Genomic DNA, 22,232 nt, shown 5'->3' on the forward strand with positions numbered 1-22,232 from the left:
TTGATCGATGAATGGTCTGTGTACGGTCTTCTGTTTATATGTAAAAGCCGGCAAAAGCCAACCCGATTCCCGCCAAATAACTCACGGCCAGGTAGATCAGCTCCAGATTAAACCGCTTATTCTTTCTCAGCTTCCAGCTGTCCAGCTTTAAAGTGGAAAACGTCGTGAAGGCGCCAGTAAAGCCTGTGCCCAGTCCGATTAACAAGGCGGCGTCCGTCACATGCCCGAGCAGCCAGCCCAGAAAAAAACAGCCGGTAAGATTAACGGTTAACGTGCCGAAAGGGAACGGGGAAGCGCTACGGCTCTGGATCCAGCCCGCCAGCTTGTATCTGGCAATGGAGCCGACGAATCCTCCGGCCCCCACGAGCAGCACATTCATCCAGCCCGCGTTCATAAGGCTCTCCTCTTCCCGCGGTGCGCGGCCGCCGTGCCCAGATTGACGGCGATGAGTCCTCCGAGCAGACTGACGCCGATGTACAGCAGGGCGAGGAACACTCGCTGATCCTGGAGCATCCGGACCGTTTCTACACTAAAAGTGGAAAACGTCGTGAAAGCGCCGATAAAGCCTGTCGTAACCGCCGCCCGCAATTCCTGCCGCCATTTCGGCAGCAGAGCTTCGCTGAAATAACCGATCAGCAGGCAGCCGGTCATATTGCAGGCCAGCGTGCCCCACGGAAAGGAACCGTCCCCTTCGTTCCAGAGAACGGATAACCCGTACCGGGACAGGGCTCCGAACACGCCGGCCGTTCCGATTATCCAACTTTTCATGAGCAAGCCACCTATTCTGTCCCGCATTGCTTTAATGAAAGATTTTGGGGAAGTCAGGAGCGGTTTGACTCCGTGCTTCCGGGTTTTGTATAGTTACAGGGAAAACGAGAACACAGGAGGTGCGCTTTATATGAATAAGATTCAACCCTCGGAATTGAAAGCCCGGCTTGCGGCGGGTGAGCCGCTGTGCGTGATCGACGTACGCGAGCCCGAAGAAGTCGCGGCCGGCCAAATTGCCGGTGCCAAATCGATTCCGTTGATGGAAATTCACACCCGTCTTCACGAAATCCCTAAAGAAGGCGAAGTCATTCTGGTATGCCGCAGCGGCAACCGGAGCGGGAAAGCATACGATTTCCTGGAGTCCCAGGGCTTCGCGAATTTGAAAAACATGGAGGGCGGAATGCTCGCCTGGGAACAGCTTTAAGCCGCTGCCGGGCAAGAGGCCCGGTCAGCCCGAAAGCTCTTCCCGCTTCATCCGTTCCTTAGCCCAGGCGTTAAAGATGTGTTCGGCAATGTCGTCCGCGGCAAGCGGTGACGTATCGATTGTAAGGTCGGCAAACCTGTACGCATCTTGACGTTCCTGGAGCATCGTACGGACCTTTTCTTCCAGTCCGCTTCCCTGCAGCAAAGGCCGGTTGGAGTCGTTTTTAACCCGCTCCACGATAGTTTCCAAACTTGCGGACAAAGCCGCGACAAAGCCCCGCTCGCTCATGCGCGCCCGGTTTTCTTCCGCCAGTACGGCACCGCCCCCGGTTGAAATTACGCAATGGCTGCCGGCCAGCGTCTCCCGGATGACCTCACGCTCCAGAGTCCGGAAATAAGCCTCCCCGTGCGCGGCGAACAGCTCCGGAATCGACATTCCGGCTTTTTTTACTATTTCCTCATCGGTATCTATCATAGGCCAACCCAGCCGATCAGCCAACTTTAACCCGACAGTCGTTTTGCCAGTGCCCATAAAACCAATCAGCACTATATTTGATCCCGGTTGTGTGCTCATCGTGCCCGTCGATCCTCTCTCGGTTTAAACTTTCCACTATCATATCACAGCAAAAGCCCCGGATGAATACAAATTGCATCAATTTCATATGGTATAGTGAATAAACCTTTTCAAAGACAGCAAAAATGAGAGTACGTACGTAATCCGTAGAAGGATCAGTAGATTACAAGGAGCGATGTCAGATTGATGCCTCATCCCGGAATCCCCAATCCCGGCCGGAACGCTTCCTGCCGCTTGAATCAGATGCTTCAGCCCTCGTACATGCTGTGCAGAGACGACGTAGTCTGGGCGCTAGAGTTTATACGTAAAAAAATGGCTGAGCAGGATCCCCGGTTAAAGGAACTTACTCAGCCGCGTCTATTGAAAAACTTTGAATCTTTCGCCGAAGTGTCCATGATGCTTGTCCATCGCAGAAGCGCCTTCGATCAGGAAGCCGACCGGATCAAAAGCTGTCTGAAAGAGGCTTCGTACGGTCTCTTCGAAAATGAATCCCCTTCGAAGCGGGATTCCTAACCGGCAAACGATTAGGGAAGCACGGACGCTGCCGTTTCCCGTCTGTAAGCCGCAAAATCGGACGCAATGTCCGGAAAAGCGAAACGGAGCTCGGTTCGGGTTCCGTTTTTAGTTGCCGAGCCAGTTGTAGTGGAAGGTGCCTTCTTTATCCACACGCTGGAACGTATGCGCGCCGAAATAATCGCGCTGTGCCTGAAGAAGGTTAGCCGGCAGGCGCTCGGTGCGGTAGCTGTCGTAATAAGCCAGCGCGGAGGCGAAAGCCGGTGCGGGAATTCCGCGCGTTACGGCTACGGAAACGACGTTTCTCCAAGCATCCTGGTAATTTTCCACGATGTTTTTGAAATATTCGTCCAGAAGCAGGTTGCGGAGTTCCGGATCGCGGTCGTACGCATCCTTGATGTTTTGCAGGAAGCGGGCGCGGATAATGCAGCCGCCGCGGAAGATCATGGCGATTTCACCGTAGCTCAGATTCCAGTTGTATTCTTCGGAAGCTGCGCGCATTTGAGCGAAGCCTTGCGCATACGAAGCGATTTTGCTCGCGTACAGGGCTTTGCGGACCGCTTCGATGAACTCTTCGCGGCTGCCTTCAAACGGCTTCACGGCAGGACCGTTCAGCACTTTGCTTGCGGCTACCCGCTCTTCTTTCATTGCGGACAGGAAGCGGGAAAATACGGATTCCGTAATGATGGAAAGCGGAACGCCCAGATCCAGGGAGCTTTGGCTGGTCCATTTGCCCGTGCCTTTTTGTCCGGCCGAGTCGAGGATAACGTCGACCATCGGCTTGCCGGTCTCTTCGTCGTACTTCGTGAAAATATCACGGGTAATTTCGATCAGGTAGCTGTCCAGCTCCCCTTTATTCCACTCCGTGAAAATTTCGTGAAGCTCTTCCGTGCTGACATTCAGCACGTCTTTAAGCAGTTGATAAGCTTCGCAGATCAGCTGCATATCGCCGTATTCAATGCCGTTATGTACCATTTTAACGTAGTGGCCGGCTCCGTCGGGACCGATATACGTGCAACAAGGATCGCCGTTCACTTTGGCCGAGATGGCCGTCAGGATCGGTTCCACGAGCTTATACGCGTCTTTCTGTCCGCCAGGCATGATGGACGGGCCTTTAAGCGCGCCCTCTTCGCCGCCGGAAACGCCCGTGCCGATAAACCGGATGCCGCGTGCTTCCAATTCTTTGTTGCGGCGCTGGGTATCCGGGAAGTAGGCGTTACCGCCGTCGATCAGGATATCTCCTTCGGACAAAAGCGGAACGAGCTGTTCGATGGTCGCATCGGTCGCTTGGCCGGCTTTGACCATAATTAAGATTTTGCGCGGAGTTTCGAGCGACTGCACGAATTCCTCCATGCTGAAAGTGCCGACCAGGTTGCGTCCGGCCGCCTCTTCAAGAAGTTCTTTCGTTTTCTCAGGCGAGCGGTTAAAAACGGAAACGGTAAAGCCGCGGCTCTCGATGTTAAGCGCCAGGTTTTTACCCATGACCGCAAGACCAATTACACCAATTTGCTGTTTGGACATGAATCTAACACCCTTTCCTCTCATATTAGATCGTCACCGCTCCCACTTGGTGTCAGAACGGCTGCCGAAGGATGGATTCGACCCGCTCGGGATTAACGGCGGCATTCTCCTTTAAAGGACCATGCAGGAACCGCTGCCCCCGGCTCGAGGCAAAGCTTCCAGGCTTGCGTCTGCCGGCAAGATTCGGGACAGTACACGTTTAAGAACTGACGAAAGCTTGTGTGAAAAAAAGCACATTGCCCGGTGTTTTCCACATTCCCGTAGATTTCCCAAAGCATCTGCGCCTAATTCCGCATGCCTCATGTTGCCGTTCTTTTATGTACCCGTGCGCCCCGATAGCATAAACCGGCTAACCGCCCAACAGGCTGATTCCGCCCGCGAACCGCATTATGACGTTAAACCACTGCAGTCATAAACGAAACGCGGCATCACAAAATGTGCGGAAACCGCATCGAACTCATCGTTGACTTGATGATAAACGTTCCACGGAGGGGATGTCAATTTTATCGGACAATCTTTTTCGGTAGAGCGCTTTCTTGGTTCCGTGCGGAAAAAGCGGGAGTTACTTCCGTCCGTTGGTACATTCCTTCGGATAATAACCGGCAGCCGCAGCGGCTTTGGGGCTTGCGAAGGTTTCCAGAATATCCGCGGGACGCGGACATCGGCTGCTTGTGAAATAAGAAATGTTATTCTGGCGGTAGCCGTAATAAACAGGCCGCTTCACAATTTTTGCCCCTCCCAGCGCATAATTGTTATAGGTCCTGTATCCGACCGGTATCCCTTGTACAAAAGCGAGTATTCCCACATCGTCAATCGTATTGCTCCATTCTTCGCCCGACAGGAGGGGAAGCGTGAACGTATAAGCCGCCCCCATCCGGCGCGATTGAACATTGTGTTCCCGGATCGTGTTTTCGAGTTCGCGCCGGATCGTTTCTATAATCGCGCCTCTTCTGACTTCGTCAAAGCGTCCCCCGGGCTTTAAAACCGCCGCTTGCGTTTGATTCTCGATCTCGCTGCGGAAGCCTTCTGTCCAGCCCGTTCCGGAAGCGTTTTTTACGGTTACGTATTCATCCAGCGTAAAGGCGATAACTTCTCCCGTCTCATCCTTGTAGGCGTAAGGGCGTTTCGGTCCCTCCAGCCTTCGGCTTCTCTTGAGGCCGTCCTCTCCCGTGTAGGTTTCGAAGGTGTAGGAGTAACAGCCGTCATAGCCGACAATGAGAAGAGCCGAAAGATAGGAATCGAGTACCTGCCGCCCCGCCGCATCCTCCGACACACCGAAATTCAAATACAGGGTTTTATAGAAACTGTCAACCGCCGCCTTCCGGTTTACCCGGACTTTCTTCAAGGATTCATACCGCGCTTCGTCCTCCTGTTTCTCATTGACGGTCAGGGCCGCAGCGCCGTCCTGGACGGCCGCGTTTACGGCGGCATCGTATTTCGTTTCCAAAAAAAGCATTTGAAACTGGGCATGTGTATCGAATTTATTCATCCAGGCGAAGGGCATATAAATGAGGACAAAGAAAATGACCAGTTTAGCTGTCTTCATTGCGAACCATTCCCCCGTACGGCATAAAAAGCTGTCCGCCGGGCGTATTCGTCCCGTTTAAAGCGTCCTGCCAGACCTCTGCCGGAGTACGGTTCAGACTCCGTAAGGACACGGCGAAAAAGTCGCCCGTGCCGAGTCTGTACATGCGGTCCGTATGCTCGGACGGAAGCGGGTTTTCCGGAAACAGCACGGGAAGTATCTGCGCGTTGTAAAAGATTTCGTCTTCCGCCGTGTATTTCTCAGCGAATCGGCCTTGGTCATCGTATACCGGCACGTACCGCTTGTGTTTATGCTCTATCCGTATGTCAAACTCCTGACCTGATGCGGCCAGCTCCTTTTGAAACTGTCCGTACATGGCCGGTGTCAGGACCCCTTTATCACGCACATTGTCGACAAAACGTGTAAGGGTCTCAAAAGCGACTACACGTGTCAGATCGCCCTCTCTGGCGGCAGAATCCGACAGCGGATAAATGTACAACAGCAGAATCGCTAAAATGAGCACAAAGGCCTTGCTGATCGTATCCACCTTTTCTCTCCCCTTCTCACCCTAGCGATCAGGGCGTCGTGTACACGATTACTTCCAGCATTCCATCGGCATCGTGCTTCGTATGCGAACGATAAACCGCTGCCGGATCTATTCCGGCCGTATTCGTATCATCTTTGGACCGCCCGCCCGGGTACCGTTTGCCGTTCACCTCAACGTCGTACGATTCTCCGGCATTCAAATAAAGGGACATAATCAGATCCGACCCTTTCACGGCGGGCTCTTCAAGCCCAGCGCTAGCGGGCTGTTGGTTATAATCGAGAAGCTTGCGGGATAAATAAGTATGCGCAGCGGCTTCCCTTACGTTTTGAAGCAGCATCATCCCCGAGACTACAGCCGAGAGGAACATGCAGACTGAAACACCGGCAAAAAGCATGGAACGGACTGCATTGTTCACCGCTTCGCTTACTGCTGCATAAACTCAAGCGCACGGATTACATTGCTTTTGTCCTTAATAATGCGCGCTTTGAATTTACCGCTCGGATTCACGTAATCGACATGAGACTCCAGAGTGGCGTTCGTAACGGCATCCCTGGATATCGAGGCGATTACCGTACCGTAATTACTGCTTGAAGGTGAAGCGGTATCGATTTTGTTCGTATACCAGGAACCTACCGGATTTTTGCCGGTTTGTACCTGAATGCCGAACTGCTCTTTATCGGCAAATTTACGCAGCGCATTGACAACCTGACTGCCCGAAACCACGGTATTGTCGTATACGGTAAAAGCCGTTTGAGAAAGCTCCGTCTGAATATCCGAAAAATTGTTTTGTGCCGCTTTCGTGGCATCCTGTGCGGAAATAAACATCACCACGGCAATCGTAATCAGCGCGATCGCCAGAAAAAAACCTGCCGCCATTATCAGTGCTTTCTGTGCATTTCCCATCGTAATCCGGCTCCTTTGTTATTAAGAGATTCTACCGATTTGCTGATAATACAAATTCATCTGCTGCATGCTCATATAAACGAGCGGAATGACCAGGTACAGGAACACAAGAGCATACATGGGGGCAAAACCGATCCAGCGTCCCCAGCCGGCTTTCGTTTCGATTAACCGTTCATAATCCTGCTTGCGCTGTTCGAAGTGATACTGCTGCTCCGCTTCCAGATCGTCAAACGCCTGCTTGACCGGAATATGGTTAACCGCAGCCTGAAGCCGCTCAACCAAACGAACAAACGGAGTAAACGGAGCTTCCTCCTTCAGCTTTTCGAGCGCTTCATCCGCCCCCGCTTCATAATCGAGCAGACATGCGGAGAGCGGAGATTGAAACAGGACGGCAAAACGCTCCAGCCATTCCAGTATGTGCTCGACAGACATGCGTTCGAAATGAGCCAGGATGGTCAGCAGGGTATAAAACTGATCCACCTCGTTTTTCATGTCCATCCTCCGCATTCGTTTGTGCAAGTGCAGCAGCCAAACCGGACTATGGTAGCCCGCCCATCCGGCAATAAAAGAGAACACAAGCTCCCGCCAGTTAAAGTAAGCTTTCGAAATCCGGTCCAGCTTTTCTTTGATACGTTCTTCCGCCTTGTTAAGGGCGGCCGGATCAGGCTGAATTCCTTGCTGCCTTATCTCCTCGGCTATCGTTTCACGAAGCTCTCTGCCGGACCGTTTCAATTTCTCAATGACGTTCCGGTCAAAGGCCGCCGCTTCCAGCGCTTTCCGTTTTTCCATTGGAGAGAGGCTGCCGAACATCGCCTGATTCCGGTCCGGAGAAAAATAAACTTGCTGAAGCGTCAGTTTCTGCATAACAAGACACACGGCAAGTACGAGAAGAAAGCAAGCCAGTCCCGTAACGAGGCGGCGGAGTGTAAGCCATTCAAGCAGCAATGGAGAACCGGCCTCCTTAAGCAGCTTTTGCATCCTGACGCGTTCGACGGAACGGACTTCGGGAATGAATCTCTGCGTGATCGCGTTCACCAGCCGGTTATTCAGCCATTTTCGCTCAGGCGGTTTCCGCCCTGATCTGCGGATTCCCGCTTCATCTGCCGTGTCCTGGAGCTTTCTGAGAAGGATAAAACAGACGATGATCAGCACGAAAATGCCTGTTTTGACCGCAAATCCCGCGGCCCCCGTATAAAATTCATCCATCGCCGGAAAGTTATGCCGCGCCCACATTTCAATGGGTTTGGCAGCCATAATCGGGGTGATCGCAATAACGGAGAGTCCTTTTAAGAGGTAATGGAGTTTCTCTTTACGGAGTATTTCAAGGCGGATTTCCGAGGTGATTTTGCTGAGGGCATGCAAATACATGGAACCGTGCGGAAGCAGCTTGTCTCCAAATTCCCTGACCAGAAAAGAGACGCCCGCAAAGCTTTTCAGAAAACGGTTCGGCGCATGCTCGTAATAAATTTCCAGGCTGCGCTCGGGATGGTCGGAGGTTAACGTGCCGTACACCGCCTCTCCATGGGGCGATAGCTGTCTCGGTGCGATCTGGGCGGCGTCATAAACCGCTTCATCTACCATCCCGTGCTGGTGATAATAGTGGCGGACATCCGATAAAAATTCGGTCATTTGCCGGAGGAGCCGATCTTCGGACCGGTGAACAAGCGTATCGGTAAGAATACTGTGGAGAACAAGAGTTCCGAGCAATATCATGAGCATGTACGAAACATCCGGGTAGAAAAGAATAATCAGTACGAGCGTGAGCATGGCGATAAGGAAAGCAAACAGCGTAATTCGTCCGGCTTCCATACGTATCATGCTCTCGTCGTAAGAGTATAACGGAGCTATCCTCCGGCGTACACGCTGCGTATAGCGGGAAATTACCGGGGTTTTAACCGCCATGATATATAAATTTCCGTAAAGCAGTTCGATCCGTTTTCTTCCATCCCCTTTTAAAGGGGAGAGCAGCTTTTGAAGGTCATGCTCCCCGTAGCCGCTCAGCTTAGAACGTCTTTTTACCGCGTATATGTATAGAAGCCAGATAACGCATGCGGCACAGGCGCTGGTTAAAGCGATCCCAAGCAGCCAATCACGAAGCGGCAACCACATCGCCTCCCCAGTGCGTTTCCAAAAACATTTCGAATGCCCGGGCATCCGCGGGTGTCATATGGTCCAGCATTTCCCCGGCATTGCGGAGACTGATCGGAGCGCAGACCCGGTAAGCACCGTCCCGGTATTCTACAATGTTTCGCTGTTCGTAAAGTTTACGGTCCGTTGTCCGCCGGAAAAATTCGGAGGCATCATCGAGAAAGCCCCGAAGTTCAAGCGGTTCTTCGCCGGACGAGTGCTTTTGTTCACTCGGGTACAAACCGCTTTCGAGCGGGACGCATTCGGTTATGCGTTCTATAAAACGCGTGCCGTCGGCACTTTTACGCAGATGGATGTCAAAATGAATCACACGGATTACCTGCTTTTCGGCCATGATTTCATCTTGGAACATTCCCGTTTTGAGCAGAGAATTGCGGAGCGAGTCGATAAGGCTGGAAAAGGTTTTGGCATGATGGGTAAAAAGTGTGAACAAGCTGGCTACCTGAGCCATTTGAATCATCCACGCGGCTACCGTGTCGGTTGCCACTTCCCCCAGAATATGGACGGCACCGTCCGTTTTTTTCTGCACGTCGAGCCCCTGCTGCCCCGTAATGTGATCCGTTTCCCGGAAACTTAAAATATTGCGCTGGGGGTATAAGTTTCTCAGGTGAAGTTCGTACGCCATTTCTTGTACACGGAGGGTCAATGTCGCGGAAATGGACTGCACCATAGCCATCAGCAGGGTTGTTTTCCCGCTGCCCTGCGCCCCCGTCACAGCCGTGATCCGGCAGCCTTTGACAAGGTGGCGGATGAGCCCGACTGCCAGTCCGGCATTGCCGCCTTGAACAAGCTGGTCAAGCGAGGCGTTCGGCAGATCGAACTTGCGGACGAAGAACGCCCATGATTCCGAAAAGGGAGGCCGGACCACTACGACACGGGAACCGTCCTTCATATCGTTCACTTTGTATCCGTTCGTTTCGGAAAGCTGACCCGGATAATTGTATTTGTAGATATTTTGACAAACACGCCGCAGCTCTTCATGAGTACCGAAACTGAGAAACGAAAGGTGAATGGATTTTCCCCGGTAAAAAATCCATACGCTATCGTACGATGTAATATACTCTTCCCTATGCCCGTGAATCCCTTCAGCGACTCGCTCCGCTAGGGGACCTCCATGATAGCCGGCACTGTCCGGGAGCGCTCCGGAAACGCCTCCCGAAACACCGTCGATATGCATCTCGCGGATGGAATCGATCACACCGAAACCCTTGTAATGCTGATAGATCCGCTGGACTACAATTTCCAGTTTATCCTGGAACGACAATAGCCCGACTTCCTTGCGGAATACACGGCCGATATCTTCCGCCGTAACGATATAGGAAGGCGTGCGGCCGTCCTCAATTACCTGTTTAACGGCATCCAGCTTATGCTTCCGGATAAGCTCGTGAAGTCCTTCATATCCGTATTTCTTGCCATACAGATAAAGGAGTATGGCAAACCGGTCCTGCGCCGTAAACTGCTCGGGCTCGTGAAAAGGCAGAGAGAAGTGGACAGTCGTTTCGCTAAGTCCATAAACCCGCGTCAACAGATCCATCATGACCGATTTCACAAATCTTTTATCCTGCAGATCACCGTGTCCGCAGCCCTTCAAAGCTCTCTTCAGCTGAAGCCTCTTGTTCCGGCTGCGCCGGTATTCCTCCTCGGACATTCGCAGCTCGCCTAACTCGCCCGCCGTCATCTCGGCAAAAGCTTCTTTAACAAATCTCGTCATCGCTTCTATAGAGTAACTTTTCCCGGTTTTTGAACCCAAAGATTTTCTGCCGCGCCAGCCTCCCGTTCTAGTAAAAAGCCATATGGCCGCAAAAACGACCGCTAGGGCGATCAAAATGAAATTCAACCTGTCTGTCGGCATAAACGGCTAGGCTCCCCTTTCCTGCATCAGCTTCGAATCGAGGCCCAGCCGGTTGAGAAGAGCTTTGATCAGCTTCCTGACCTCCGTAATGAATGCGTAGGAAGAATGATCCGGGCCCGCATTTCGGCTCCTGAGAAAAAACTCAAGCAGATTTTTATCGCTGCAGGCATCCAAATAACCGGTGCAGTGCGGAATGGTATAGAGCGTCTGCTTCCATTTAAATTTCCGGGCCAGGTTAACCGCACTAAAGCGGGAGTTTTTGTCATAATCGCCCAGAACGAGCAGAAGCGGTTTATTTTGCAGAGATTCCGTCCATAGCTCCTTGTTAAAATAACGCTCCAGCAGCTCGAGATTTTGACTGAGATTGACGACAATCAGATCCGAGTTGCGAAGAATGGCTTCGGAGCTGCCCTCCTTATATCCGTCCCCGACGTCAACAAAGGTAAGATCATAGTAACGGCTGGCACTGTTTACGATATACGGCAGAGTCTCTTCCCGGAAACAATCCGGATCCGCAAGCGGCTTCCTCGATCCGGGAAGCAGGTCCAGCCGGTCCTTTACGATCGGTTTGGTGTAGTCCTGGATTGACTCGGGCGTCAGCTTGTTACTTTGCAGCAGCCTTTCCAGAGCATCCAGCCCGTACTCGCTAAACGACAGCAGGTTGTCGCCCGGTGAAGAGGGCCTCCCAAAAGCGTTTTCCAGCGCCGTTTTTGTTCTTTTCGTATGCGTAACCATAATCCGTGCGTAATAATCGAGCGCAAGCATCGTAGAGACGGCGAGCACATTCGATGTTGCGGCTCCGTGTCCCCTGACCGGGGCCCAAAACGCTACCTGACTCATCCCGTTTTCCTCCTAATGGCTTGTTTGATCGTCCGTTTGAGAACAGCTTTGTCCTCTCCCGTTATTTCGTTCGTAACCGCCAGAAGCACATTTCTGTACGTTCTGGACATGCGCCGGATTCCGATTTTTCCCTGATACTCATTTTCGATGCGCACAGCAAGATCCACTTCGTCAACAGGCAGTTTGTAATAGTCGTCAGGCGTTAGGAGCGGCAGAGGAGTCAGCACCTTATCCACATATTCTTCATCAATGCCGCATTCTACCGCATCCCGTATGACGACCGTGCTTGTAAGGGTGTTTATCTGGCAGACCTCATTCAGTGAACGAATCAGTTCCTCCGTTCTTCGCATCGTATACTTGTCATAAGCCGTTGTCAGAAAGAAACCTTCGAACGGATACACGCATTCCTTTCCCAGAAATTCGGCCCTGTCCGTGTCGACCATCACGAGATCGTAATCCTGCAAAACCGCTCCGCTTGCGGATGCGTGTTCCAAAGCTTCATACATGCGGCTGAAATGACAGGCCACATCAACTTCGTCATACTGAACCAGTTCGGGTTCCGGGCCGTGGGCGACGAGGCAGCTCAGCCTGCGGGATGCCGTCCCGTCTATAAGCAGCACGCGTCTTCCCGCAACCGACGCCACCCGGCAGATGCCGAGAAGCAGGTCGCTGTGTTCCTTCGCTCCAACACAAAGCAGTTTCATGTGCGAATCCCTCCTCTATGAGCCGATCGGGTCATGGCTGCACCGCTTCCCGGAAAATATCTTCCTGCCTCTCCCTGATTTCGGAAGGAGGCGTTTCGGGCCCGGCGTTAACCGCCGGATTGTTCCCGGACGATCCGGTTAACCCGGTCGAGAATCCGCCGGGTTCTGCGCCCGCCTCAGGTTTGGCCTGCGGCCGGGTAGAAGGCCCGGTGACCGAAGGGGGCTCCTCCCGCTGAGCGACGCCAATTCCGGTACGGTTACCGTCTGTTCGTCCCGAGCCTGCGGCGGCCGTTATTTTCTGCTTCGAAGTCTCGTCCATATTTTGCAGATCCTTATCCAGCAGCTGCCTCATATTTCTCATCAGTTCAAGCTTGGCCGTCTCCAGCACATTCGGGTCCGTTCGGATCAGCTCAAGCACCTTGGCGTTGACCGGGTAGGTAGGCTCGGCTTTGTCCTGCATCTGGGGGTCCACGTAAGGAAGCGAATAGAGCTTCGCTCCGTGCAAGTAAGCATCCACGACAGCGCTCGACATATCGAGAATTTCCCTCTCGCCGAGCTTAAGCCACACCGTGCCTTCCGAGACGTTGTCCACTCTTTTTTTGGCCAGCACGATATAATCCTGGCCGGTCGGAAAGCTGATGCGCACATCGACGAAATCGTCCTTCTTCAGCAGACTCGGAAGTCCGATTACGTTGAATTCCTCCTGACGGACATCCTTGGACAGCACGCCTTCCTCATACAGCATGGAAGAAAGTACGGGCGTGTTTTTGACACCGGCCAGCTTGAAGGTTTTGCCGGCCACCTGCCGCAGATCAAGGTCCGCTCCTTCGGGGGCATCCGCCGCATTCATTTCCAGATACTTAATGTCTTCGTCTCCCAGTCTTGTTCCCGCTTTGATATCCCGGGTCAAAACGACTACTTTCCTCCTTTCAGTCTTAGCGTCCGCAGATTTAGCTTCCGACAGATCGGCCTGATAACGATACTCAAGCTCAGTGAGCTTATTCCGGTGCTGAAAAGCCGTATACACAAATCCTCCCGAAGCAAGCAGGCCAGCCGTCAAAGCTCCTATCAACCCCGAGTAGATCAGATGTTTCGTTCGCTGGCGGATAATGGACACATTCTCTCTCCTTTCGTTATTTTGATGCTTGCGCACGGAACCATCTCCGCATGAACGAGCCCGCCCCCCGCTTAAGCGGTTCGGAGAATCCCAGCCAGCCGTCGAGCAGTTCGGACGTTTCCTGCTGATGGCAGAACGGGTCCGTATGCGCCGGAAGGGCGACAAGCCGCACGTCCGGCAGCATGCGGCGGATATCCCTCGCCATCTGCGGGGTCGCCAGCGGCACGAACAAGCTGCACTTGGCGGGATCCGGTACGAAATGGCTGCGGAAAAACTTCGCGATGTCCCGGCGCTTCCATTCGCATCCCGTACCTACGACGACCTGGACGGCGGCGCGCATAAATTCCCCGAACCACTCCGTTTCGTCGTAGCTTCCGAGGTCCAGCACGACGAATTCGTACGATCCGGACAATGTCCCGATCATGTCCAGCCCGTCGCCCGCCTTGGCGTACCGCACTCCCCGCAAATCAAATGCGGCGCTTCCCGGGAGGGGCTCGTCCGAACCTTCGTACACGGCCTCGATGCGGCCGAAATGGCCCGACGCGTTCGCCTCTGCCAATACGACGCTCCGCCGTTTACGCGCAAGGAAATGGGCCAGCAGAACGGCCGTATGCGTGCAGCCTACGCCGCGTCCAGTCCCGCAGACCGCGATTACAACCGGGCCGAGAAACCCGCCCGAACGGGCAGGCTGCCCCTCGTCGCCGCATAATTCCGCGTAAACTTCGGCCAAATCCGCCCGCAGTTTTCCCGCGTTCGGATAGCGGTTGTCCGGTTCTGGCTCCAGCAGCTTCCCCACGACGGCGGACAAGCTTTCCGGCACTTCTTTATTCAAGCGCGCCAGCGAAACCGTGGAGGAATACGGATATTTGCCTCCGCTAAGAAGGTAATACAGGACTGCACCCAATGAATACAGATCGGTCCTGCGGTCGGTTTGAAGCTGCTGAAACTGCTCCGGAGCGGCAAATCCGACCGTACCCACCCGGACCGTATCGGCGGGGCTGCCGTTTTTGAAGTGCCGGGCAATGCCGAAATCGATCAGTCTGACTTGCTCCTGTCCATCGATCATTATGTTGGAAGGCTTCAGATCCCGATAAATCATCGGTACCGGCAGCTCGTCATGGAGGTAGTGGAACAGATCGCAAAGCTGCAGCGCGTAATTCACCGCAGCCGCAGCCCCCACTTGGCCTCCCGTGCGGTCGAATCGTTCGACCAGCGTCTCCCCTTCGATATAATCCATCACCAGATAGCTGAAGCCCTCATCGTCCGGAGGAAAGTAATCCACAATGCCCGGCAGATGAACGTGCTGAAGGCGGATCAGCATTTCCGCTTCGTCTATGAACCGCTGATAATCCCGCGCATGCCGAAGAGTCTCCTTGACCGCCCACCGCTTTCCTTTCAGTTTCAGATCCTCGGCCAGGTACACGGTTCCCATCCCGCCTCTTCCGGCGACTGAAACGATTCTGTAGCGGCTGCCGAGAATATCTCCCGCATACAGCCGGCATGGATCGGTTTTCACCGCTGGCTTCTCCCCTTTTGCTGTTTCCCGGCGGCAGCACAAAAAACCGCCCACGGTATGCAGATAAGCATACTCATGGGCGGTTCTTCCGCACCGGTTCATTCAGTTCTTTTTTAAGATAGCACACCCGGCACAGCTTGACAACAATATTTTCCATAAAGTCTACATTTCGGCTAAAGGGGCTTTCCGGAAAGCTACATTTCAAGCAGGAGCATCTCCTGGCGCAGTTCCGTCAGCTTCTCTTTAGAATCAACTACAGCCTGGACATCGCCCTTCCGAATCGCTTCGTTCAGCACGGCCAGCTCATAATCAAGCTCAAGCCGCAGAACGGGAATCCGCTCCTCGGTCCGTCTGGACCGGAAAGCCTGGAGAATTTCCTCGAATGTGACGAGAGGCTCTTTCTGAAACAGCACCTTATGTTCGATCCCCGAAATCTCGACCATGCGGATGATTTCACCGAACATGATATTTTCGATCAGGATCTGACGGTCTTTAAAACGCTTGACGACTGCATGCCCCCGCGTGTCTCCGATCAGTTTTTCCATCATTTCGGCAAGCTTCTCATCTTTAAAAGAATAGTTGCCGACAATTTTATACCGTTCGCCTATGCGTTCGAATTTCAGCTTGACTAATTTTCTTCCGGAGCGGATCGAAATGACAAACTGGTGGTCATTTTCATTCCAGTAAAGGGAATATCCCTCTTGAATCAACGCTTTAATAAACTGCCGGATGAGCCGGCGGTCGAATCTCAGTTCCAGATTGCAGTATTCGACTTCGTGATTTTTGCTCACGGCAATCCCCTCCCGAAGGCTTCGATTGGCTGCTTTGACAGAAATTTCAGACAACTTCAAGTTTACTTTATCTTATTATGATTCATATGTTTTCGCAACTTGGATATTGACAATTTTTTACCCGAATTCCGAATAAAAATAACGCTCTCTCCCCAACGAATTTTATCGCCGGGAAAAGAGCGCCTTTTTCGGGCATGCCGCGCAGCCTGTTTAAGCCGGATCGGGTCCTGCCGCGGCCTACATTCTCACCTTGTTTTCACTCGGCCGTAAGATGGCCGAACCGACGGCGAGCAGCACAACCGCCATAAGGGCCAAAATCGCGAGGGGCAGGCGAACATCGGTCAGGGAGGCTCCGGCCGCCATTTTCTCGATGGCTTGAATGGTCCACGTCTGCGGCATGAAGTTGGACAGCTTCTGAAGGTAATCCGGCATAATGGATATCGGCCAGAAGCACCCGCCCAGCATGGAGGTCGGCGTCACGACCATCGAATTGATCATGCTCGCGTTGCCCGGGTTTTTGATAATGCCGGCTACCGTGCTTGCCAGTCCGAGGCTGACGAGCATAAATGCGGCAAGCACCACGAACTGGGAAAGAAAAGGCACGCCGTAGTCGTAGCCGATTACCAGCCGGGTCATCACGAGCACAAACAGGATTTGAAGGCTTCCCACAACAAAGCTGCCCAAAAAATTCCCCGCCGCGATTTCGGCAGCCTTGACCGGAGCCGTATACATGCGGGCCATCGTCATTTTCGCACGGTCCTCTATAACCAGAGACACCGTGCTGAGCACGAGACTCATCAGAAACATCAGCGTAAAGCCGGTGATATTGTTAAGACCCGGCTTCGGGGCCAGTTTCAGATCGCCGGTCTCCGCGCTTACCGTATGCTTGCCGGCCTCGGCAAGGATGTTTGCGAGCGCTGTGTCGCGGTCCTCCGCACTGCCTGTAGAAGCTTTCGCCGCTGCCGCCGCGGACACCATCCTTCCCGTAATTTCGTTGAGACGAACGTTCATGACGGCCGTCGCTTCGTTCACATTCAGTTCGTACGTTTGAATGACGGGGCTGCCTCCTTCAAGCAGTTCCCGGCTGAAGCCGGCGGGGAGAACAAATCCGGCCTGCCCCCGTTTTTCGATAATCGCTTCCTTAAGCTCTCCGGCATTGTCCAGCACCTCGATCGTATACTCCGGTCTGGCCGCCATTTCTCTCAACACATGTCCGCCGAAACTTCCCTGATCTTCATTGACGACCAGGATGTTCACGCGCCCTTCCTCTCTCCCGATAAAACCGATCGCAGCGGATACGACCAGAGAAGGAATGAGCAGGAACGCCATAAACCCTTTTTTGCTCCCGAGCGTCCGCTTCACCATATTCCAGGCGATATAAAAGCTATTCACGGTACCCCACCTTCCGATAAACGACCACCATCAGCAGCATGCACGCCGCCGTAATCCATAACAAAGGCACTATACTGGACATAATCCCGTTCAGTTCCCCGGCCAGCATAATCCGCAAAAGTCCCTGGAAAGCCCAGTGATTAACGGTAAACAGACTCAACTGGCGCATAACCTCTCCGGGCATGGGCGAGAACCCGCCGCTCAAAAACGTCATCGCGATGATGAGCACCTGAAGCAGGGCTTTCGCCGTGGCACCGTTAGGGAAAAGAAGGGACAGCATGACGGACAGCGACATCGAGACCAGAATCACCAGGCCGGCAATGAGCAGAACGAGCGGCAGACGATTTCCCCAATCCACCCCGTACGCAAAGCGGGAGAACCCGATAATAACGAGCGCCTGTATAACCGCTACGAATCCGTTTCCCAGCAATTTACCGGCAAAAACAGACGAGTAGGCGACGGGCAGCGAATGAAGCCTCTGGAGAGTGTGTCCGCTTTTTTCCAGGTTGAGACTGGTGTTGACGGCCATCCCCGAATAAAACAGAAACATGATCAGCATCGCCGCCGCATAGTACTGGGACGCGGAGTAAGTTTCTATCCCCTCGCCCAGCTGGCCGGGCTGTACATAGGAACGCGGCGCCGCAGCAGCGGCTGTCCCCGCCGGAGCGGCAGCCGAAACAGCCGCTTCCGGGCCCCCTACTATTGCCGCCGCCTGCCGGTAATTGATCTCTTCGACGAAGGAGCCAAGCACAAGTCCGGCGGTCAAGTTCCGCGACCGGTCTTTGCCGGGCAGCAGCGTCACGCCTGCGCCCTCTCCGCGCTGCACGGCGGAACCGAAGCCGTCCGGAAAGAGGAGCGCATAATCCGCCGATCCGCTGCGGAGCATTTCCTCCGCTTCCTGCCGGGAAGCGGCTTTTTCCGTGCGGATCCGCTTGGCGACTTCAGGTTCGGAGACGTAAGTCTCAAACATCTTAAGAGCAGGTTCGGTGCGTTCGCCGACGACGGCAACTTTGACGGTCCCGCCAGGCAGCTCCGTCGCATTAAAAATCCCCGATAAAGCCGAGCCCAGCAAAAAAATAAGCACCAGAGGCAGCAGAAACAAGTTCACCAGCACGCCCCGGCTCCGGATCAGTCTCCGGACTTCGTATACGGCAATGACCAAGCTGTTCATGGCATCTTCCCCCTAGTCTCTCAGCGTACGGCCGGTCAGATTCAGGAAAAGCGTCTCCAGATCAGGCTCTTCGATCGTTAGCGAATGAATGCCCATATTGTGCTTGGCGCAGACGAATAAAATATCCTGCAAATCGGTCTGGGAAGAGGGCACATGAAGATCAAGCTGCGTCCCTTCCACGGTCAGCCGGCCGATCCGGGGATGCCGCTTCAGCTCTTCGACCGCGCTGTCCACGACTGCGTGCACCCGGATGCGGATCACTTCCTCCTGGGCCACTTTCTCGCGCAGCTCCTCCTGGGTTCCGCAAACGATCACATGGCCTTTGTCCACGATGGCGACGCGGTCGCTGATGGCCGCCACCTCTTCCATATAATGGCTCGTATAGATGATCGTGGAGCCCATTTTGTTCAGCGTGCGCACGGATTCGAGAATATGGTTGCGCGACTGCGGATCGATCCCGACCGTAGGTTCGTCCAGAATAATCACTTTCGGTCGATGCATGATGGCGCAGGCGATGTTCAGCCTCCGTTTCATTCCTCCGGAGAACGTACGGGGTTCTTCCTTCGCGCGGTCCTGCAGGCCGACGAACTCCAGCGCCTCCTGTACCCGCTCCTTCAGGAGCTTGCCCCTTAACCCGTACAGCCGGGCGAAAAACGTGACATTGTCCGCGGCCGACAACGTTTCATACAGGGCAAGGTCCTGCGGCACAAGCCCGATCCGCTTTTTAACCTCAAGCGGTCTGGAGGCGACGGAAATCCCGTCGACGGTAATTTCCCCCTGGTCCATCTTCAGCAGGCCGCTGATCATCTTGATCGTCGTGCTCTTCCCGGCTCCGTTCGGACCGAGAAGGCCGAAGATTTCGCCTTCGCGGACAGACAAGTTTAAATGATCGACCGACAAGTTCGCCCCGTATCTTTTGACGACATCCTTAATTTCAATGAGACTCATCGTCTTCTCCCCCGTTTCTGTTCCAGTTTTGGTTTCGATACTCCTATTGTAGAGGAAGGACGGCCGGCCGAAAGGTATACGGAGTCACCAATCCGGGGTGACGAAAGTCATTTTCTCGATGAAGGGGGAATCCGGCCTCCGCACCTCTGTGCTATACTGTGGGAAAAATCCTATCCGGAAAAGGACGGTTACCGTGCTGCATCTGTCGCTCAATAAAGTCCGGTACATGCTTATTTTCGTTCCGGCAGTCGCTTCCATGTATCTCGAAAGTTTTACCGCTTACGGAATTTACACCCTGCTGGTGCTTGTGCTGTTCCTGCTCGTCGTGCTGAGACCGTTCGCCGGACCGCAGCCTTTGCAGGGGCTTCTTCTGCTCGCCGAAATCGGGTACGGAGCCTGGCTCTGCGGTCATTATGGAGGCATTTTGTATTTCAGCGCGCTCTCGGCCGTGTTTTCGTACGCTTCCTTTTCTGTGCCGAGAATGCGCGTCATTTTTCTAGGTGTTCATCTGCTTGCCTTGAACACGGCTCTGTACGGGCTGGACCCGAGGCTGCTGATCGCCGCGAACGGCACTCTTCTTCTTACGGCAGTACTGCTGGACAGATTAAACGCGGCCGCAACCGATCGGCAGACCGCCGTTCATTTGTACGACGAGCTGCGGAAGAAACATTTCGAACTCGACGAAGCCAAAAACCAGCTGCTCGATTACGCCCGCAAGGTGGAGAACGCCGCACAGGCCGAGGAACGCAGCCGTATCTCGCACGAGCTGCACGACGATCTGGGCCACCGCCTGATCCGCAGCAAAATGATGATGGAAGCGGCTATTCAGACGCTCCCCGTCAACTCCGAGCAGGGAATGAAGCTGCTGACGGCCGTCCGGGATCAGCTGGCCGAGAGCATGGAACAAATGCGCGCTACGGTCAAAAGAATGAAGCCCGGTACGGGTGAGCGTTCATACAGCCTGGACCGGCTGATCCATGAAATCGGTCGTGAAACGGGCATCGGAATTACGCTGGATATTGAGGGACTTCCGTACCCCCTGTATCCGAGCCTGGAGATCATTTTGTACAAAAACGCCCGTGAAGCGGTGACCAACGCCGTCCGGCACGGAAATGCGACGGAAGTCGCGATTAAGCTGGAGTACGCAAGCGAGCAGGTCCGCATGACGGTGAGCAACAACGGCGCCGCTCTCCCTGCCGGAAGCCTTGCCACGCCCGTTTCGGGGCTCGGATTAAGCGGGATGCGGGAGAGAACCCGGCTCGTAGGCGGTACGCTCTCCGTCCGCGGGGAAGCTCCTTTTACCGTAACCACCCTGCTGCCCGCTTACCGGAAGGAACAAATCATCTGAAGAATCAGGAGAATGCATGATGATCAAATTATGGATTACCGATGACGATCCCTTTATCCGGGAAAGTCTGAAACTGCTGATGGCCATGGACCCCGATATTGAAGTGGCGGGCACTAGCGGAAGCGGGGAGGAAGCGCTGGAAGCGGTCCGGGAAGGCAGCCTGCCCGATGTGATGCTCATGGATATCCGGATGCCGGGCTGCGGGGGCGTCGAGGCCACCAAGAGCCTGAAGCGGCTTGCCCCGTCCGTTCAAATTCTGGTGCTCACGACATTTGACGACGACGACTTCATCATCGAAGCGCTTAAAAACGGCGCAAGCGGCTACCTGCTCAAAAACATTCCACCGGACCGGATCGTCCAGGGCATCAAAACCGTTAAAGACGGCAACATGCTGATCCATCCGGATATCGCCCGCAAGCTGACGGGGTTTATTCACGCCGCGCCCGTTGCACCGGCTTCCGCCTCCCCCGGTCCGGCGCTGTCGGCTCACGGTCTGACCCAGACCGAGCAGACGATCGTGACCAAAATCGCGGACGGGCTCTCAAACAAAGAAATCGCCCAGGAATTATTCCTGAGCGAAGGGACGGTCAAAAACTATATTTCCGATATTTTAGGAAAACTTGCGCTTCGAGACCGGACGCAAATCGCCATCTTTTACTGGAAGCAGGCACGCTCGTAAACTTGGGCTCCGCCGGACGGTCCCGCTCCGGTCAATACGGATCGACGGCGGTTTTGCCCAGCAGCTGCTTGGAAGAGCTGCCTACAATATAAAGATCTTTCTGCATTTCGGTCAGTTTCAGGATAACCTGATAATACTGGCCGTTTTCTGTAAGCAGATACCGGTACGTGTTGGCCTCTTCAAGCTTCTCGATAAAAATCGGATTGTGGAAAAAGTACGTATCGCCGATTTTGTAATTCGACATGTCTTTGACATATCCCCGCAGCGCGCGGATTTTGAAATCGTCCTTCTCCCCCGCGATAATCGGAGGCATCTCCTCCCCGTACGTGAGGATCGGATTTTCCTTCCAAATTTTCCGGAGCTCCGTCTCATTGATGTAGACTTCTCCCGTATACTTTTCTTTGGCTTTCCGGAGGCCCTTCGTATCCATGCCCATCTTCTGCACGTCGCTCTGCCGGTAGTACATTCCTTTGCTGAGCGTCACGAGCACCGGGTAATCTCCGCCTAAATATTTCATGATGTACGCGGTCGGATTTTCCAGCACGATCTCGTCGTATGTGACGTCGCCCGTTTCGGGCTGCTGCGGATACAGCCGGGTGTTCACGTAAATCGTCTGATTGGAATCCTGCCAGTTTACGTTCGCGTTAAGGCGGGAAGCGATCTCCTTGAGCGGCAGATAGCTGTTGTTGTCGTAAATAAGAACCGGGCTGCTTAAATTGGCCGGCGTCCCGTTGACGACTACCTTAAAATCGCTGCGGACATAAGCCGTCACCTTCTGAATCCAGTCATCGGCGTAAACGCCGGCCGCGAACGAAACGCTCATCAGCACTCCGGCTGCCGCGGCTATCATTTTTTTGCTCGACATGTGCATGTGTTCTGTCTCCTTTTCGATTGAATACGGCGGCTGCTGCCGGGCCGCGTCTTCCCCGTTATGGCCTCGTCTAGCGTTTAT

The 22,232-nt window shown here is 54.0% G+C and carries 23 protein-coding genes; 4 read left to right on the top strand and 19 right to left on the bottom strand.

Translation table 11 applies throughout. The features are described from left to right. Positions 1-34: 34 nt before the first annotated feature. Together ABC395_RS17275 and crcB are read right to left on the bottom strand one after the other, a co-directional pair. Positions 35-394: a fluoride efflux transporter FluC gene (locus tag ABC395_RS17275; RefSeq protein ID WP_413004963.1), complete on the bottom strand. Its 360-nt coding sequence runs from the start codon at positions 392-394 to the stop codon at positions 35-37. After that, entirely contained in the window at positions 391-768 is a 378-nt protein-coding gene (crcB, locus tag ABC395_RS17280) for a fluoride efflux transporter CrcB (protein WP_413004965.1), read from the bottom strand. Before crcB ends, ABC395_RS17275 begins: the two co-directional genes overlap by 4 nt. A 130-nt stretch (positions 769-898) precedes the next feature. Here crcB and ABC395_RS17285 point away from each other — a divergent pair, with 130 nt between their 5' ends. Beyond that, the gene (locus ABC395_RS17285) at positions 899-1,192 is read left to right on the top strand and encodes a rhodanese-like domain-containing protein (RefSeq protein WP_009672581.1); all 294 of its coding nucleotides are present in this window, start codon (positions 899-901) and stop codon (positions 1,190-1,192) included. A 24-nt stretch (positions 1,193-1,216) separates the two neighbouring features. On the opposite strand, the gene ABC395_RS17290 is transcribed toward ABC395_RS17285, so the two are convergent. Beyond that, positions 1,217-1,765: a shikimate kinase gene (locus ABC395_RS17290; RefSeq protein WP_413004967.1), complete on the bottom strand. Its 549-nt coding sequence runs from the start codon at positions 1,763-1,765 to the stop codon at positions 1,217-1,219. A gap of 186 nt (positions 1,766-1,951) precedes the next feature. Here ABC395_RS17290 and ABC395_RS17295 point away from each other — a divergent pair, with 186 nt between their 5' ends. Next, on the top strand, positions 1,952-2,278 hold the full coding sequence (locus ABC395_RS17295) for a hypothetical protein (protein WP_413004969.1): 327 nt from the start codon (positions 1,952-1,954) through the stop codon (positions 2,276-2,278). Positions 2,279-2,386: 108 nt separating this feature from the next. On the opposite strand, the gene gndA is transcribed toward ABC395_RS17295, so the two are convergent. The 15 genes from gndA to ABC395_RS17370 form a co-directional block, all read right to left on the bottom strand. After that, entirely contained in the window at positions 2,387-3,799 is a 1,413-nt protein-coding gene (gndA, locus tag ABC395_RS17300; protein WP_413004971.1) for an NADP-dependent phosphogluconate dehydrogenase, read from the bottom strand. 562 nt (positions 3,800-4,361) lie between these two features. Continuing rightward, positions 4,362-5,345, bottom strand: a complete 984-nt coding sequence (locus tag ABC395_RS17305; RefSeq protein WP_413004973.1) for a hypothetical protein — start codon at positions 5,343-5,345, stop codon at positions 4,362-4,364. Beyond that, entirely contained in the window at positions 5,332-5,871 is a 540-nt protein-coding gene (locus ABC395_RS17310) for a hypothetical protein (protein ID WP_413004975.1), read from the bottom strand. The genes ABC395_RS17305 and ABC395_RS17310 overlap by 14 nt, the downstream gene beginning before the upstream one ends. Positions 5,872-5,899: 28 nt before the next feature. Beyond that, positions 5,900-6,286 carry a hypothetical protein gene (locus ABC395_RS17315; RefSeq protein WP_413004977.1) on the bottom strand — a complete coding sequence of 129 codons (387 nt, stop codon included), beginning with the start codon at positions 6,284-6,286 and terminating at the stop codon, positions 5,900-5,902. A gap of 8 nt (positions 6,287-6,294) precedes the next feature. Next, on the bottom strand, positions 6,295-6,774 hold the full coding sequence (locus ABC395_RS17320; protein WP_413004979.1) for an ABC transporter permease: 480 nt from the start codon (positions 6,772-6,774) through the stop codon (positions 6,295-6,297). Positions 6,775-6,795: 21 nt separating this feature from the next. Beyond that, positions 6,796-8,877, bottom strand: coding sequence for a hypothetical protein (locus ABC395_RS17325; protein WP_413004981.1), 2,082 nt, complete (start codon positions 8,875-8,877; stop codon positions 6,796-6,798). Beyond that, positions 8,864-10,774 (bottom strand): ATPase, T2SS/T4P/T4SS family, encoded by a 1,911-nt coding sequence (locus tag ABC395_RS17330; protein WP_413004983.1) that lies wholly within the window; start codon positions 10,772-10,774, stop codon positions 8,864-8,866. The genes ABC395_RS17325 and ABC395_RS17330 overlap by 14 nt, the downstream gene beginning before the upstream one ends. Positions 10,775-10,780: 6 nt before the next feature. Further along, positions 10,781-11,614 carry a CpaE/TadZ family protein gene (locus ABC395_RS17335; protein ID WP_413004984.1) on the bottom strand — a complete coding sequence of 278 codons (834 nt, stop codon included), beginning with the start codon at positions 11,612-11,614 and terminating at the stop codon, positions 10,781-10,783. Next, a complete protein-coding gene (locus tag ABC395_RS17340) occupies positions 11,611-12,318 on the bottom strand; it encodes a hypothetical protein (RefSeq protein WP_413004986.1) in 708 nt (235 codons plus the stop codon). The genes ABC395_RS17335 and ABC395_RS17340 overlap by 4 nt, the downstream gene beginning before the upstream one ends. Before the next feature lie 31 nt (positions 12,319-12,349). Then, positions 12,350-13,471 (bottom strand): SAF domain-containing protein, encoded by a 1,122-nt coding sequence (locus ABC395_RS17345; protein ID WP_413004988.1) that lies wholly within the window; start codon positions 13,469-13,471, stop codon positions 12,350-12,352. Then, positions 13,452-14,951: a serine/threonine protein kinase gene (locus ABC395_RS17350; protein WP_413004990.1), complete on the bottom strand. Its 1,500-nt coding sequence runs from the start codon at positions 14,949-14,951 to the stop codon at positions 13,452-13,454. Before ABC395_RS17350 ends, ABC395_RS17345 begins: the two co-directional genes overlap by 20 nt. 194 nt (positions 14,952-15,145) lie before the next feature. After that, entirely contained in the window at positions 15,146-15,742 is a 597-nt protein-coding gene (locus ABC395_RS17355; RefSeq protein ID WP_413004991.1) for a hypothetical protein, read from the bottom strand. Between the two features lie 237 nt (positions 15,743-15,979). Next, positions 15,980-17,134, bottom strand: coding sequence for an ABC transporter permease (locus ABC395_RS17360; protein WP_413004993.1), 1,155 nt, complete (start codon positions 17,132-17,134; stop codon positions 15,980-15,982). Next, positions 17,127-18,305, bottom strand: a complete 1,179-nt coding sequence (locus tag ABC395_RS17365) for an ABC transporter permease (RefSeq protein ID WP_413004995.1) — start codon at positions 18,303-18,305, stop codon at positions 17,127-17,129. The genes ABC395_RS17360 and ABC395_RS17365 overlap by 8 nt, the downstream gene beginning before the upstream one ends. Positions 18,306-18,317: 12 nt before the next feature. After that, positions 18,318-19,253: an ABC transporter ATP-binding protein gene (locus ABC395_RS17370; RefSeq protein WP_413004997.1), complete on the bottom strand. Its 936-nt coding sequence runs from the start codon at positions 19,251-19,253 to the stop codon at positions 18,318-18,320. A 97-nt stretch (positions 19,254-19,350) separates the two neighbouring features. On the opposite strand from ABC395_RS17370, the gene ABC395_RS17375 reads away from it, so the two are divergent. Beyond that, entirely contained in the window at positions 19,351-20,601 is a 1,251-nt protein-coding gene (locus ABC395_RS17375) for a sensor histidine kinase (RefSeq protein WP_413004999.1), read from the top strand. Between the two features lie 19 nt (positions 20,602-20,620). Beyond that, a complete protein-coding gene (locus ABC395_RS17380; protein ID WP_413006763.1) occupies positions 20,621-21,280 on the top strand; it encodes a response regulator transcription factor in 660 nt (219 codons plus the stop codon). Between the two features lie 31 nt (positions 21,281-21,311). Here ABC395_RS17380 and ABC395_RS17385 read toward each other — a convergent pair whose 3' ends face one another. Beyond that, positions 21,312-22,151, bottom strand: a complete 840-nt coding sequence (locus ABC395_RS17385) for a stalk domain-containing protein (protein ID WP_413005001.1) — start codon at positions 22,149-22,151, stop codon at positions 21,312-21,314. Positions 22,152-22,232 lie beyond the last annotated feature (81 nt).

Source organism: Paenibacillus canaveralius (assembly GCF_047238265.1).
In the GTDB taxonomy this organism is placed as follows: Bacteria; Bacillota; Bacilli; order Paenibacillales; family NBRC-103111; genus Paenibacillus_F.